Source organism: Lentimicrobium sp. L6 (assembly GCF_013166655.1).
Taxonomy (GTDB): domain Bacteria; phylum Bacteroidota; class Bacteroidia; order Bacteroidales; family UBA12170; genus UBA12170.
Genome location: NZ_JABKCA010000034.1, coordinates 15,754 through 32,738 on the forward strand (window position 1 = coordinate 15,754; position 16,985 = coordinate 32,738).

10 protein-coding genes are annotated in these 16,985 nt (G+C 37.0%); all 10 read right to left on the bottom strand.

The annotated features are described in order from the left end of the window. Positions 1-4 precede the first annotated feature (4 nt). The 10 genes from HNS38_RS09995 to HNS38_RS10040 all read right to left on the bottom strand — a co-directional run bounded on the left by HNS38_RS09995 (position 5) and on the right by HNS38_RS10040 (position 16,674). Positions 5-1,633 carry an alpha-glucosidase gene (locus HNS38_RS09995; protein WP_172283352.1) on the bottom strand — a complete coding sequence of 543 codons (1,629 nt, stop codon included), beginning with the start codon at positions 1,631-1,633 and terminating at the stop codon, positions 5-7. A gap of 33 nt (positions 1,634-1,666) precedes the next feature. Next, positions 1,667-3,400, bottom strand: coding sequence for a hypothetical protein (locus tag HNS38_RS10000; protein WP_216663685.1), 1,734 nt, complete (start codon positions 3,398-3,400; stop codon positions 1,667-1,669). Next, entirely contained in the window at positions 3,378-4,628 is a 1,251-nt protein-coding gene (locus HNS38_RS10005) for an MFS transporter (RefSeq protein ID WP_172283350.1), read from the bottom strand. The genes HNS38_RS10000 and HNS38_RS10005 overlap by 23 nt, the downstream gene beginning before the upstream one ends. Continuing rightward, a complete protein-coding gene (locus tag HNS38_RS10010; RefSeq protein WP_172283348.1) occupies positions 4,628-5,677 on the bottom strand; it encodes a glycoside hydrolase family 130 protein in 1,050 nt (349 codons plus the stop codon). Before HNS38_RS10010 ends, HNS38_RS10005 begins: the two co-directional genes overlap by 1 nt. A gap of 6 nt (positions 5,678-5,683) precedes the next feature. Further along, positions 5,684-8,782: a LamG-like jellyroll fold domain-containing protein gene (locus HNS38_RS10015; protein ID WP_172283346.1), complete on the bottom strand. Its 3,099-nt coding sequence runs from the start codon at positions 8,780-8,782 to the stop codon at positions 5,684-5,686. 159 nt (positions 8,783-8,941) lie between these two features. Continuing rightward, positions 8,942-9,973, bottom strand: coding sequence for a LamG-like jellyroll fold domain-containing protein (locus HNS38_RS10020; RefSeq protein ID WP_172283344.1), 1,032 nt, complete (start codon positions 9,971-9,973; stop codon positions 8,942-8,944). Between the two features lie 46 nt (positions 9,974-10,019). Next, a complete protein-coding gene (locus HNS38_RS10025) occupies positions 10,020-11,543 on the bottom strand; it encodes a RagB/SusD family nutrient uptake outer membrane protein (RefSeq protein WP_172283342.1) in 1,524 nt (507 codons plus the stop codon). Between the two features lie 16 nt (positions 11,544-11,559). After that, the gene (locus HNS38_RS10030; protein WP_172346384.1) at positions 11,560-14,907 is read right to left on the bottom strand and encodes a TonB-dependent receptor; all 3,348 of its coding nucleotides are present in this window, start codon (positions 14,905-14,907) and stop codon (positions 11,560-11,562) included. 22 nt (positions 14,908-14,929) lie between these two features. Then, entirely contained in the window at positions 14,930-15,946 is a 1,017-nt protein-coding gene (locus HNS38_RS10035) for a FecR family protein (protein ID WP_172346385.1), read from the bottom strand. Between the two features lie 86 nt (positions 15,947-16,032). Next, a complete protein-coding gene (locus HNS38_RS10040) occupies positions 16,033-16,674 on the bottom strand; it encodes an RNA polymerase sigma factor (protein WP_172283335.1) in 642 nt (213 codons plus the stop codon). Positions 16,675-16,985: the final 311 nt, after the last annotated feature.

Below are 16,985 nucleotides of genomic sequence, written 5' to 3' on the forward strand. Positions count from 1 at the left end.
ACTCCTATTCAGAGACTTTAAAAATAAGAAAATCATCGGTTTGTAATTGCGACGAACCTAGAAGCACCTTTGTTTTTTCAGGTAATTCAAAAACCAATGGCTTTCCAAAATTAATGAGCACATGAACTCTGGAACCATTATACATTCTTACAAAATGAATGCAATCCTCCTGAATAGTTAATTTCTCGTAGTCGCCGTATTGCAATGTTGCTTCAGTATTTCTTAAGGCAATTAGTTTTTTATACTTAGAAAGCATGGATTCCTCATCGGTTTCTTGCTGTGCTACATTCAGAGTTTTATAATCTGGATTTATGGGAATCCAACTTTGAGTAGCTGAAAATCCTGCTAGTGTGTCAGTACTCCATTGCATGGGACTGCGCGATTTATCCCGATTGTGTGTATTCGCGATTTCAAGAGCTTCTTCCCTTGTTTTTCCTTCCTGAATGGCCAAGTGATAATGAGTGATTCCTTGCACATCTCTAATTTCTTCAAAAGAATGGGCAATATGGTTTTTCATCCCAATCTCTTCACCAAAGTAAATAAAGGGCACACCTTTGGCAGTCAGCATCAAAACAGCAAGAGCATAAGCTCTTTCGGGATTGCTTTTTGCCAGCCTGCTCTGCATGCGGGGCATATCGTGACTACCAAAAAACAAAGTTGGATCATTGCTCATATTGCTTTCCATACTTTGCAATTCCTCAAAAAGCTTTTGTGCCGAAAACTCGGGGATGCTTCCAAAATTGAAATTAAACACCACATCCAATAATTCTTCTCCTTGATATTGCTTAAGGACTTCTATTTTATCACTTCCTATCTCTCCCACAATAAAGCGATTATCGTATTCATTGACGGTTTCTTTTATGGTCTTCATGGCTTGTTTTACCCCTTTCTGATCGAGATCATAAATATGTCTTTGATTTCCATTTTCATCTATTGGGTTATCGAGGGTAATGCCTTCTGTGCTAAGAAAGTTGATCACATCGAGTCTAAAACCATCCACTCCTAAATCCAACCAAAAACGAAAAACATACTGTACTTCTTCCATCACTTTTGGATTTTGCCAATTCAGATCAGCCATTTCCTTAGCAAACTTATGATAATAGTACTGCTGAGTGATAGAATCGTATTCCCAAGCCTTTCCACCAAAAAAGGATTCCCAATTATTGGGTGAGTCTTTCCAAATATAATAATCACGATAGGGATTGTCTTTGGATTTCCTAGATTCCTGAAACCAATAATGTTCCGTAGAAGTATGATTGACAACAATGTCGATGATGACTTTGATATCACGCTTATGGGCCTCCGCTATAAAAACATTAAAATCGTCTAGATTCCCGTATGTGGTGTCTACTTTTAAATAATCACTGATATCGTATCCATTATCCACTTTTGGTGATTGAAAAAAAGGAGTCAACCAGATGCCTCTTACTCCTAATGAGGCTATATAATCCAATTGAGAAGTCATACCTTTAAAATCGCTGTAGCCATCCTCATCACTATCCTTGAAGCTAGGCATATAGATTTCGTAAAAGACCGTTTCTTTCCACCACTGTTTTTCAATATTGGATTCAGGTGGAGCATGACAAGAGCTCATGATAATCAAGAGTAAAAAACTGGGGATAAGCGTTTTCATTTTAATATTTATTGAATTAGAGTATAATCCTTATCATTCATAACGATAATCAATCACCACAGCATCTGCATAAAGCTTAGTGTCTTTAGCTTCAATTTTTGCATTTATAGGAACCAAAACCAAAACGGCAGCCTCTTCTTTCTTCATGGTAAATGCAAATTCCCCTATGGCACCATTTGAGATAAATGCTCTTTTGGTGGCGTCATAGACTTTCACTTTTTGAGTTCCAACAGAAATGATGACTTCTTTGGCCTCAGCATTTGGATTATAATACAAATAACTTGGGTAGGCTGCTGCCTTATAAAAATCCGTTGCCAATAAATCCAGTTGAAGGATATTTTCAATATTGGTTCTTGAAATAATGGATCCTGCAATTCCCACATGACCACTTCCATAAACACTAAACTGAGAAACCTTTGGGTTCTTATTATTCCAATGCATACCATCACCTATGGCAACAGGAGGTTCAATATGTTCATATTGCTTGTAATGTGCTTTTTTGATGAGGCCTTCGTAAGCTATCACCCCTTTGGTAAACTCTTTTTCTTCAGGAATAGTTTGATGTTCATCAGGAATCTCGTAAGGATAAAATAAGCGAGACGCATTTGCTGCATTTAATATCCACTTCCCAATAGCCTGAGCATAACGCTGATCGTAGCGTACCAGAGGAACCAATGGCCACATCACATCATAGGTATTCATTAAAAATCCAAAACCTCCTTGATCTTCTGTACTACCCACTAAACCAGAAACATCGTATCCATTCCAATTGTCATCTAAAACACCCCAACCTTTACGACAAACTGCTGTACCGTCGAAAGTCCAGTCTAGGATATTGCTAAAATCATAATGAGTACCCTGTTCTGCGTTCATCCTTGCAGCAACATAAGCACCAAAAGGCATTAGTATTTCATAAAAATAATTTTCTTCCTGATTTAAAAGAGATTCCAGGGCGGACTTTGCTCCCTTTAAATACTTAGGATCTTCAAATTTCTGATAAGCAGAATAAAGAACAAAAGCATGACCCGCCGCGGCATCTTGTTGGGTGCAAATCCAATTTTTTGTGGGTTGCATGGTAGAATAATCGAAGAATGAATAGGCGTAATTTCCGTTTAGTGTGGAATCGGCCAGATAAAACTGATTAGCTACAGAGCGGAGAATGGTTTCGAAATCTTGCTGCTCCGGATAGAAATTAGCAACAGCATAAAACATCACATTTGGATATACATCGTACCACCAATCTCTGGCATAGCCACCGCCCAATTGAGCGACTTCAGGACAAGTATTGTTCATCATGATATTCCATTGGGTTTCGCTATTGAAGTAATTCTTCAACATAGCTACATAGTTTTCTCCATTTTGATTGGACTTATCAATGCCCACCAAACTTGCTCCTAATACTGAACCCATACTGGCCAAGGATTCATGGAAAATTCCCTCATAGTTTTCAGGACCTTGTCTCACATCTCCCATAGCGGTATAAATGCCAAAGGTTTCTTGGTCGAAGTTTTTCCTTGAATTGTCTTTCCATACCAAGGGCCAATATTTTCCTGTTTGATTGGTATCATATACTTTAGCGTCGTAATCCTTAGCTAGCTGATTAAAGTCTATTATTTTAAAGGGCAATGGAAGATTAGGCATCTGCTCAATCCGTAAAATAGATTTTTGTGCAACAGGATGAGCTTCCTCAAATGTTGTTACGGTATTACAAGAGCTGAGGAATAAAGCCATTAACATAAACACACTAGTTATTCTGTTCATTCTCATCTTCAAATTGTTTTTGTTGGGTTAGAAGTTGTTTTGCAATAAATATGGAAAGCAGTTGAAGTGTACCAATAATGAGGAGGGCATACCTTAAAGCAATGTCAGCATTGATGTAAAAAGCGAGAACTAAAAAGGTGCCGGCACCAAAAAAGCGCCCTACAAATAGTCCAAATTCATGATTCAAAATATAGGCAAACTCATTTCTGTTCTCGTGTTTTGAAAGTAAGTCAATCACTTTTAGCTGGATAGGGAAATAAGCGATATCAAGGACTGGGCGTGCTATTAAGAGCAAAAACATAAAAATGATAACTCCAAGCTGATTGAATAGAAGGCCGTTGATAAAAGAAGCTAGGAAGAAGAAGATAAGTCCAAAGCTAAAAATGATCAGGCGATGTTTGGGCTGTGAAATTTTACCTAAAATCAACATGACAAAGGCAGCGATTAGAGCCCCAATGGATTGAGCGGTTCCTAAAGCACCCTCCGAAGCGAAAAATTTCATCATAAGCATAGCAGGGGCCGTAACGATAAAGCCTTGAGCTAATCCTTTTAAAACGGCCAACTGCAGCATTTTATTCCAGAGCTTATGAAATTTGAAGAAAAGGAATTTCTCACTTCGTGGTTTCTCGTATTTCCCAAAATGAAATATGATGGAGGCTAAAATGGTAATAGCAAATACCACACCCGTTACCACTCTGTATCCTGTATTTATTCCTTCGTTAGTCGCTTCATTTCCTTTCATTAAATACCAACCAATCATGATGGGCACAATGGATGCGATGATTGTATAAAAAAAAGTTTCTAAACCATAATAGTAATTTCTGGTTTTGTCTTTCGTTGTGGCCAAAACCAGATAATCTCGATTAGCCCAATACAATCCAAATGACATGCCCATTATTAAGCCTGCCCCAACCAAACCAAAATAATTGATTTCATTTAAGGACATCATAAACACCATGGAAACACCACTCAGTAACATCCCAGCAGAGAAAAGCCTTTTGATGTTTATTCGATTCAGTAAAAACCCATTTAAATAGAAAGTGATGGGAATACCTGTGTAAATAGCCAATTGATAGAACATCACCTTAGCCGGGTCATTGGAGTTCCTCATGATATAAGAAGCCACGAAAATATCTATAACGGGTAGCACAAAGGCATAAATCACATTAGTGAGGATTAATATTTTTGTACTCCTCGAAAAATCTCTAAAACCTACTGCTTTTATTTTGATCATTATATATCTAGTTTGGATAATATTTCTTGGATTGAAAAGTTGGCTTTGCATACATATTCATCTGAAGCGCCATAATACATTTGAATGGTATCGCCCTGTGTGATATGACCATTGGTAAAAACTACATTACCAAAAAATCCTGTTTGTTCATATTCTGCCATGGGCTCCATAATGGCTTCTTCAGATCGTGCCAATACAATAGAAGGATCTTGAAGATCTAAAAGAATAGCACCTAAACAATATCTATTATCTTCAGTAGCTCCGTGGTATATTTCCAACCAACCTTTCTCAGTTTTAATAGGTGCTGCTCCAGCTCCTAAACGATGGCTATCGAATTTACCAGCTCGGGTTTTGGCAATACATTTATGATTTCCCCAATGTATTCCATCGGGAGACTGAGCTAACCACATATAATTACCTCCCAATTCTGGGCTGCTTGGACGATGGAGTGCATAGTATTTACCGTCGATTTTTTCTTCGAAAATGGCACAATCTTTATTATGAGGACTAAAAATCATTCCTCTCTTCTCAAAATGCTTCCAATCCTTGGTCGTTCTTAGTCCAACACCCACTCCATTGGCCGAAACCATAGTATAGCTAAGATGATAGGTGTCCTCTATTTTAACCACCCGGCAATCTTCTATTCCATAGGATTCATATTCGCCTTCACCAAAAAGAGAAGCATATCCTTCTGGCTCATAGAAATGAATGCCATCTTTGCTACAAACCAATCGCAGATGAGAGATGGTGGTTAGATAATCTACTCCATCGTAATTTATCACTCTGGCGTCGCTTGCATTTAGCTTGGGGTCTTTAAGATCGAAATGAATGATCTCCACTTTACCCTCCTCGTTGTATATAGGAACAGATAAAACGCCACCTTTTTGAATTGTTCGTTCTGCTACACGAATGAGCAGCCAGGTTTTACCGTCATATTCAAAAACACCTGGATTGAGTAAGCACTCAATGTCCATATTTACTTCGCTTGCTTTTAAATCGCCCGGTGATAAAATTGGATTTTTCTCGTATCGTTTTGCTATGTCGGCCATGTCTTGTTATTTTGAAATGATTATTTTTTTGACTTTAGATAATTCACCTATTTGAATTTTTAATAAATACAGTCCTGATTCCATCTGTTTGGTGTTCAATTGGAATAGCGTTTTATGATTAGTCCATATTCCCTTTAGTAGGGTTCTTCCGGAAAGGTCTATAAACTCATAATTGATTTCTGATTCAGCTAAAGAATGAAGCTCTATATATAAAGCCTCTTTTGCTGGATTTGGAAACACCTTTACATTTTCTAAAACATTCCCCAAATCCCATGTTGATGATACATTATCATAAATATCCATAATATGAGTAGGAGATAGAGGATGATCGAAAAGATAGATTTCATCAAGTCTTCCTCTATAATAAAAATCCTGATCGGGACGGGCTTTCCCAAGGACTAAATCATAGGAAGTGCTGGAGATTTCTCCAGAAAAAGGAATAAAGGAATCCAGTTCACCATTGATATAAATCTCCAAATCAGTTCCACTATACACCATGGCCATATGATACCAGCTATCGTTGTTTAATAGTATTTTGGCATCCAGATCTTTGACCCCATAATTGGTTTTTACCGTAAATCGAAGGATATGATTTGCGATGGATACTTTCCATCGATCGTCCCAATTGCCATGTGAAATGGGATAAGCTTCACCCGCATTTATATTTTGAGCATAAATCCAGGCTGTCAAGGTCAATCCTGCTTTAAAGTTAAGCTGTTCATTGTTGGTAATACGGATGTATGAGGAGGAGCCATTAAAGGCAGCCGCATTTTCAGAGAGGCTATAAACATCTTCTTCATATTGAATATTAAAGGCTGTAGTTTCCTGATGGAATGGACTTTCATCATTTACATTTCCGCTAAATGGCAGATACAGAATAGGCTCTCCTATTTCCAGACTCGATATATCGCGAACCATCACTATTATACTGTCTCTTACTCCTCCATCGCTATCAGAAACCTTGCAATATATTTTATAATCACCAATCATCATGGGAGCTGTCCATTGTATTTCTTCTCCGCTACCCAAAATGCTTCCCTCCTCTGTTATCCATTCAAACACTATTTCATCCCCGTTTTCCTCGTATACTTGGCAATTAATCATGCTGCTTTCTCCTAAATCAATTTTTCCGGGGGAGGCTTTTAAGGATTTAATCTCTGGAATAAATGGAATCCTGTCCTTAACTTCAATAGTTATAGTGGACGAGTCGCTTAATCCTGATTCTGAAACCAGCACACATTTTATATTGTAAAAGCCTGGTACGATTGGGGCTTTTATCGCCAGTATGGATTCTCCATCAATCGACTGGTCATCTATGCTCCAATGATAGCTCAGTTCTGAGGGGTTTTCATCTTGAACCGAACAAAATATCTTTATAGAATCACTAATGACAATAGGGTTTTTTAATGCTTTTAGTGCCTTTATCCTTGGAGGAACATCCGTAATTATTTCCCCATTGTCAAAGTCGATAACAAGCGAATTTGCTAAAGTTTTTTTGCCATCATTTGTCAAGTCAGCATTATTGGGCACATAGACCAAAATAACTGACTTATTTGCTGGAATCGAGATGTCAACAGTTCCAGAAACATTATTTAGCATAAAGGCATTATCTATGCTATTATAAATATCAATGGTTTCTTCTCCCACATCTAGGCTAATTAGGGTGTCATTATCGTAAGGATTCCATATCAAAAAGCTAGGGTAAGCATTGGAGTAAAAATCTGTTTTGCATAAATTTAATTTTAAAACAGCCTCCACATTAGTCAAAGAAACCATGCCGCCTAAATAGCCAACATGAGATGCTCCGTAGAGCGCTAAATTAGTAGGAGCCCATCCGTTTCTCACGGCATCACCAGTAGCAAAAGGGCTCTTATCATTTAGTATTTCTTTCAGGGCCTCATGGGCGATGGAATTATGGGGATCGTTGGCTAGTGCCCACTCTTCACTGTCCTGTTGGTCTGCAGGTAAAAACCCAGGATAAAACAGCCTGCTGGCATTGGCCAGATTGAGTATCCATTTACCGATAGCATCAGCATAATGCTCATCATATCTAACTAAAGGAACCAAGGCCGCTGCATGCTGAAAGCCATTCATGATAAAAGCATAATCGTTTCCGCCATCGTTGGCTTCACCTATGAGTCCTGAGCAATCATAATCGCCCCACTGACCAATAATAGTTCCCCATCCCCTCAGGTTTCCACGGTCAAAACTCCAATTCAGCATTTTTTCAATATCGTAATTCGTTCCTATTTCGGCATTCATTCGCGCCGCAATATAGGTTCCATAGGGGAGTTGGATTTCATAGGAAGGATTCTCGTTCCAGTTATTCAGGAATTCCAGCGCCCATTCGGCACCGATTAAATAGTCTTCGTTTTGCGTTTTCACATAGGCATTATACAGGATCCAAGCAATGGCCCCTGCCGCCTCAGGTTGTTTCACGCCTTCAGTGAGCGGAATCATCTGTTCTAAATTCCAAGCTCTATAATTCATATAGGGGATTTGCCAAGGACTTGAGTTTCCTCCCATTTCTCTAACAGCCTCTAACCACCGATTGGCGATGGTTTCAAACTGATAGTTGAAGGCTCCTGTATTTGGATATAAATCATTTAATTGATAGAAGAAGATATTGGGCATGGTTTCGTACCACCAATCGTTACCACTACTTGCTGAATAGTTGTTTAAATATACATTTTCGTCAGAGCCGAGATTAAAAAAATCTTCGCTCATGAGTACCCAGTTTTTTTCAAACTGATTGCTTTTATCTATTCCAGCTAATGTAGCTCCGATGATAGCAGGCAAATAATTGATTCCTTCGGCTGAGGTTCCCAAGGGTTGACCCACATAAGTCACCATGGCGGCATTCTCATGATTAGGGTAATTAATTCCACTAGCATTAATTCCTACTAGAGGTAAATATTCTCCTGATAAGCTCCTATCAAAAACCAAGGAATCATAGCTCTGTGCCACCTGTTTCCAGTCTCGCATAAGATAAGGCTGAGGAAGGTTTGGCATTTGTTCTATTCTAGGAATAATGATTTGCTGAGCGGCCATATTGCCTACTCCCCAAAAGATAAAAAATAGGAATATGAAGCGTTTTAATAACATGATTATCAGATTTAATTGACATAAAAAGGGTATCTGAAAGATTAATTAACTGATAATAATCATCATACAATCAGATACCCTTTTATTGAAAATTGATTTTTTAAAGTCTAATGAACAGTGAAATAAAAGTTCAAACTTTAAAATATAACAAGCTATCTATTAAGGCTTTTCTAGATTATAGATAGAAGATACCTCAGCACCAGTTAATACTCTGTTGTATAATCTGATATCATCTAATTTACCATTAAAATAACCACCCCAGGCTGCAGGGATAATATGATCATTATCGTAATTAGAATCATCATCGGCATATTTACTTGAACCACATCCAATAGCTAGGTCATGGTCTTCCACTTTAACTAATCCACCAGTAACATCAGTGTATTCTTGTTGTTTAGCTCCATTTACATAAAATATCATGCTTCCTGATTCATAGGTTACAGTAAGATGATACCAAGTTAATACTTCTAATACAGGATCGGTGTCTTTGTCATAAATGCCATCGTCAGTAGAAGCAGTAAAGAAAGATTTATTTACTGATTGAAGTTGATATTTAAATCCATTCCAAGATTGTAATCCCATAAAACGATTGTTTTCTCTAATCTCTGTAGCATTTACCCATAATGAAATGGAGATATTTGCAGGATTTAAAGCTAGGGTATAAGGCACATTAATAAAACCACCTTCATTAAAATAATAGGCATTGTTTTCGTTGCCAAATCTGTCAGTGGTTAGTGCAGGCATTCCTCCACCAAATGCTGCATGGCCAGCACTTAAAACTCCATCATTACCATTACCAGTAAAATCAGTAGCATCGCCATCGAATAACCAATATGCAACAAGTCCATCGGTAGAAACATTCTGTATAAATTTACCTTCAAAAATTGTTTTAGCAGCTTCTAAATTCACTTCAGCGGCATCCATTACGCTTTGAGCAGAAGCACTTGGAACTGCGTTAGCTGCATCTATAGCTGTTTTAAACACCTCTTTTGATCCTACTTCGTAGAAACCTACTGATGTTCCCTCTTGAGCTCCATCATACAAAGCTTCACAATCCACTATTAAAGCAGTTAAAGCAGTCTTATCTCCTGCTGGAGTAACTGGATCGTCATCTTCACTACACCCTGTTACAAAAACGCTAATTGCCATCATTAGAGAAAATAGCATTAAGAAATTCATTGATTTTTTCATAATATACTTGTTTATTAATAAATAATTAATTGAAATTGATTTCAAATTAGTAACCAAAATTTTGAGTTATATTTTTGTTGGTTTCCATTTCTGATTGGGGAATTGGAAACACTTTATGTATTTCATATACGAAATTGTCTTTTTCAGAGAATACGCTTTCTGAGTACTCTTTTCCATATCTAATCACATCAAAATAGCGCATGCATTCAAAGCCTAGCTCCACGCGTCTTTCGTGGCGAATGGCATTACGTAAAGCAATCTGCTCTGTTGTGACTACATCTGGCAATAAACCTTCTGGAATGTTGCCGTAATCTGTAAGTTTATTGTCATACAAATAACTCTCTCTCGCTCTCTTTCTCACCATATTCAATGGGATAAGAGCCTCTGCACAGCGGTTTAATTCACATAAAGCTTCTGCCTGAATAAGCAAAACTTCGGCATAACGAATCACGGTAAAGTTTAAATCAGCATCACTTTTAGAACTTGTAGGTATTTCAGAGAGTGGTTGTAATGATTTCTTCTGGTTATATCCAGTTGATGACCAGGAAGAACTATAGGGTTCCTCGTCAAACCAAAGCTGACCATCTCTACCTAAAGTGTAATCTAATCGAGGATCATAAATACTATCCGCTGTGAGTTCAAATTCATCCACGAAATCCTGAGTAGGTTCGTCGAAACCATATCCATTTTGCTCTCGAGGTGCTAGCCATTGATTCAATCTGTTTCCTAATACAGGATCATAGCCCGATAAATGCTGAATTTGAAATATTTGCTCTTGATTATTATCATACAACACATTGAAGTTATGCTGATAAATAGGCATTAAAGAAAAGCCATAAGCTATAACACTTTTGCTTGCAGTAACAGCCTCCTCCCATTTTTTATTGAATAAATAGGTCTTTGCTAATAAAGCCTTAACAGCTGCAGGATTAGCCCTGCCACGCTCGCTAGAAGGATATACATCTGGATTTTGTATTAATGCAGTCTCCATGTAATTAAAAGCGGTTATAAAATTAGATTCTATATGATTGTATACCAGCTCTTGACTGATATTTGCAACCTGCATGTCTTCAGGTTCTAAGGGCTCTAAAATGAGGGGGATATTACCAAATATATTACATAGATTAAAATAGAAATAAGCTCTAAGAAAGTGTGCTTCTCCTAATATTCTGTTTTTCAGTGCTACATTCATGTCTATAGCAGGAACATACTTGAGGACCATATTACAACGAGAAACGCCTTCATAATAAACACTCCAAATGGTTTCCAGATTTCCATTATCTTCAAAAATTCGGAACTCATCAATAAGCTCTATATCAGCTTGGTCGCCGGGGAATCCTCCTTTTACAGCATCGTCTGAAACCACGTCGGAGAGCACCCATAGGCGATTATCAGAATTGGCAAAAGACAAAGGTTCGTAACAAGCGTTAATAGCCAATTTCGCATGGCTTTCCGTTTGGTAAAACTCTGCAGTGGTATAAAGTCCTTGAGGTTTTTCATCTAAAAACTTATTACAGGATGTCATCATTAAAAAACAAAGTGTGATTATGGTATATATAAATGTTTTCATCTGTGTATCTTTTTAATTAAAAACTCATATTAAATCCTAATGTATAAACTCGTGCCATGGGGTAGGTTCCCCAATCTATGCCTTTAGCCAAATCACCTTCTCCAACAGCATTATCACTGGTTTGCATCTCTGGATCTAACCCGGGGTATTTAGTGAATGTGAATAAATTCTGGACGCTGAGATAAATTCTTAGAGATTTGATAATGGTTTTATTCTTACCTATATCGCTAATGGTATATCCGAGATTTACATTCTTAATTCGCACATAGGAAGCATCAAAAAGGAATCGGGTGGAAGGTTTCTTATTATTTGCAGCTCCTTGCCAAGAGACTCTAGGTTGTGTATCACTAGTTCCTGAGCCTGTCCATCGGTCATCATATACCCTAGTTGTCACATTAAAAGCTCTATAAAATCCTTCTATATCATGTGCCGCCTGCCAGTACACTTCATTTCCAAACACGCCTTCAACAAAAAGGGTAAAATCCCATTTCTTATAGTTTAAACCCATATTAAAGCCCAAAGTATAATCAGGAATTGGGCTTCCTACATGTGCTCTATCATAAGAATCTATAATACCATCGGGGCTACCAGTGGGTCCACTAATATCTTTATATTTAACATCCCCCGGCTTTATATCACTACCTTGATAGGCATGAGTAAAAATATCTGTTTCATCTTGAAAGATGCCTTCCATTTCGTATAAATAAAAAGAGCCCACAGGATGTCCTTCTTCAGTGAGTGTTGCAAATACTCCATTATCAATTCTTCCTGCAGGAATAGGGTTTCCATCGTATAACTCCAGTACTTCATTATTTACATGAGAGAATACAAATGCTAAATCATATTTTACTTTTCCTAGTTGATCTTTATAACTTAATTCAAGTTCTATCCCGTTATTCTTAATTTTGGCAGCATTAACCACTGGAGGAGATGCTTCACCACTGCTAGGAGGAAGTGGTGCATTAATCAGCACATCATCTGATATTTTGTCGAAATAATCAAAGACTACAAATAGTTTATTTCCAAAGAGTCCCAAATCTAAACCAATATCTACTTGAGTTTGACTTTCCCAACGAATATTCTCATTACCATGTTGCGATAAATAATAACCTGACATGGCCGTGGTACCAAAGGGATAATAAGAACCTGATGAAATGATGGATGCATAACTGTAATTTCCAATTTTCTGATTTCCTAAAACCCCTGCACTCATACGGAGTTTTAAGTAGGACAGCATGTCGACATCCTTTAAGAAAGATTCCTTATCCACTCGCCATCCAATAGCAGCAGCAGGGAAAAAGGACCAAGGATAATTAGAACCGAAACGAGAAGAGCCATCCTCACGAACCACGATTTCTGCATAGTATTTCTTTTCATAATCATAAGAGATTCTACCAAAGAAGGACAATAATGCCCAGCTTTCTTGCCAGCCATCAACACGCTGATTGGTGGTGCCATTAGAGAGATATCGCAAACTAGGAATTTGATCTGGAAAATTTTGAGCAGAACCTTGCTGCCCAACAGAGGTGTTTTTTATGGCCTCCATTCCTACCAGTATATTCAAATTATGCTTTTCATTGAATACTTTATCATAAGTTAATGTATTTTTCCAAGTTTGTTCACTGGTTATGAGCGATTGCTGCACCAATGTGTTTGGATTATTAATTCGCCCATCATAACCCCAGTTTTCGTTAAATCTCTTGTCTCCCAAAGACAAATAATCCAAGCCAAAATCTGTTCTGAATGTAAAATGATCATTTATCTTCCAATTGAGAAAAATATTACCCAAGAGACGATGTTCTTTCAATCTCCAATCGTATTTATTGGCAAATCCAACCGGATTATAACCATCTCCCATAAACTGAGCTGCTTCAGGGTAATAATCTACATATTCACCATTATCGTCGTAAATGGAATATAAAGGCGCTCTAAAAAAAGCATAACGAACAACAGAGCCCCCATTTCCGCCATATCCATCTCCAGAACTGCCAACTTTATCAGTGATGGCACTAGATAAGTTAATATTGGTTCCTATTTGTACCTTATCAGACAAATTGCTATTCATGGATGTTCTGAAGGAATACTTATCATATCCTGAATTAATAATAATTCCATCCTGATGAAAATAATTACCCGAAACAATATAATTCATCTTCTCATTACCGCCGCTTACACTTAAACTTGTTGAGGTAATGACCGCAGGCCTAAATATTTCATCCCAATAATTTACATTAGACATGGTGTCAGCCATTTCGGAGCTAATAATAGCTCTTCCGTCATTATTAGCCGCTTCGTTATATAATTCGATATATTGATCCTTATCACACATCTCCGTTAAATTAGTAGCGGTTTGAATACCAGTATAAGAGTCGAAATTTATTCTCATGCCGCCTTCTTTTCCTTTTTTAGTGGTGATCAGTACCACCCCTCCTGAAGCACGAGAGCCATATATGGAAGCAGCGGCCGCATCTTTTAAAATAGATATGGACTCAATTTCACTAGGGATAACAGCGTTGCCGTCAGTGGTTGGGATTCCATCAATAATATACAAAGGCGAATTATCGTTGAATGTACCTGTTCCTCTAATTCTGATAGAGGTTCCGGCACCAGGAGCACCAGAGTTTTGAGTAACACTTACACCTGTGGCCTTTCCTTGTAAGGCCTGTCCAACATCAGCCACCGGGAGGTTGGAGATTTCTTTAGATTTAACAACAGAGACGGCACCAATAATATCTGTTTGTTTCTTTATGCCATAGCCAATGGCGACGGCCTCATCCAAAGTAAAAACAGCCATTTCTAGTATCACATTTATCTCCGTATGACCTGCAATTCCAACAATCTGCTTTTCGAAGCCTATATATGTAAAAACCAGCGTGTCATCAAGACTTGGGACTTCAAGTTCGTAACGTCCATCAATGTCACTAACTGCACCTTGAAAGGTGCCTTTCAATACAACACTTACGCCAATTAAAGTCTCTCCAAGATCATCAGTGATGAGTCCTTTTATAATTGTTTTTTTGGTTTTCTGAACATCCTCCACTTTTGGCATAATCACAATATGGTTATCCAAAATTTCGAAGGATAATCCAGTCCCTTTCAAACCTTGACTTAGAAGTGTGCTTATATCAGATTCTTCTTTGTTAACAGATATATCCTTATTAAGGTCTACCTGGTCGTTTTGATAGAATATTTTATATGTTCCTTTATTTTCAATAAATCGAAATAAATCATTAAGTGTCTGATTATCTGTATCTTTATCATTTTGTGCTAGAGCACTTATAGAGAAGCTAGTTAAATAAACAGTAAAACATAATAACAAAAACCATTTAATGCTCAGGTTTTTAAAAGAATAGAATTTTCTCATAATCAATCATTTAAAAAACAACTTATTTTATAATCACTGTATCGTTATGTATCTCATATTCAAACGGTGTAGGCAATTTGATAACCGCCAGAATGCTATTGATATCGTCTTCGGTAGTAAAGCAACCCGTATAATTGCACTTTCCTACATTTTTATTCTGCAGAATGAAAGTTAGGTTATGGGTTCGCTCAAGTATTTTAAGTATTTCGGTGAATTTTTGGTTCTTGAACACGATTTCTCCATCTTTCCATGCAGAATAGATTTCAATATTGTCTGTTTCTACAAGTTTGATTTCTTGCGTGTTCTTATGGAGAATATATGTTTGATTTACCTTTAATTCTATTTCTGCACCATGATGATACGACAAAGAAATACTACCACGTTCGAGAGAAGTTCTAAAAACATTCTCGTTTGGATAAGCATATACATTAAAGGCTGTCCCCAAAACTCTGATGTCATTTTCTTGGGTATGGACAATAAAAGGTTTGTTGGCATTATGGCTCACATCGAACCAAGCTTCTCCTTCAAGAAAAACTTCACGACTAGCGCCTTCAAAATTTTCTTCGTATTTTAATTTCGAATCGGAGTTAATGAAGACCACAGTTCCATCTGGCAAAATGATGTTTTTAGACGCTCCCTTTGCTACACAAAGTTCTTGATAAATAGGCTCAGCATCACGAATAGAGGAGTTTGAAAAATAATAGATGGCGCTGGCTAAAAATAGCAGGATGCTTGCAGCTGCTGCGTATCTACCTATCTTTTTTAGGAAAATAGTTTTGCCCTTATTCTTTCGCTTGATTTCATTTAAATGTAACCTAGTACTTAATTTATGCCATTCTTCGCTAATAAATTCCTTTGGAAGCTCCTGTTTATGGAATCGTAATTTATGGATCAGCATTTTGGCATCAAGCGCAATCTTCAAATTCTTCGGATTCTGAGAAAACCATTCTTCCCACTTTGCAATATCAGCTTGATTTTTGTTGGTGGCATAATTGACAAAAGAATCATCTAAAATGAAGTCCTCTAATTTATAGTCCATGATGGGCATATTTTTACTAATCATACCCTTTAGAGTCGAAATCTGACGCTTTATACTCACTTAAAAATAAATAAATATTTAAATTACTACAATAGGCCGGATATCAGTATGTTAACAAAGTTAATGTTATTTTGTTTTTGATGTTTCCTTAAAGTTTTTATTGTTCTAGCCAGTAAGTTGGCTACAGATTGTTGCTTGATTGATAAAATCTCACTTATTTCTATATTGGAATAATTACCATAGAATTTCAGATAAATGATCTCTTTCTGGTTTGGACAAAGTTTCGCCAATAGTTCTTTGATGATTTGCTCATTCTCTATTTGAGATTCATGTTCTAAATATATTTCTTCAGGGGAGATATCAAACTGGTGATGGCTAATCTTATTCTCATCCGAATAACAATCGTTTAATAAATCCTTTGGGGAATTTTTTAAAATATTATTTCTTAAAGAAGTAAAGAGATAGGCTTTTACATAAGTCACCTCTTTATTACTCGTTCTCTTTTCCCAAATGTTGGCGAATAAATCTTGAATAGTATCGGCAGCGCTATGATGCTTACTTTCTAATTTTGAACCATAAAAAAACAAATCATCATAGTATTTGTCAAATAGTGTCTTTAAAGCAATCGGATCCCCAAGTTTTATGGCATTCCACAGCTGTTGATCCTCATCAAGTTGAAAATTGACAGTTTTGCCATTTTCGCTTTTTTGGCGTTTGGGTTGCTTCATGATTCAAAGTAGGCCAAAAGATTCATATTTGAGTAAAATATATTTAATGTCAAAATTACACTTTTATCATCAGTAGTCAATGACTCGGTATCTATTAGTTTAAGAAAAATGCGAATTCACTTCAAGATAACCCAGCGCTATCAATTTAATTACAATCGGATTTCCATATTTTATATTTAGACTTTAAATCATTTTATAAAATGATTCGGATGGTTCTTCTTAGGTCTAGATGAACCATGCGCTAATTATTTAAAAATGCAGAATGATTCAGTAATGGACCATGGTAACACAAACTAAAACCCCATTGGAAT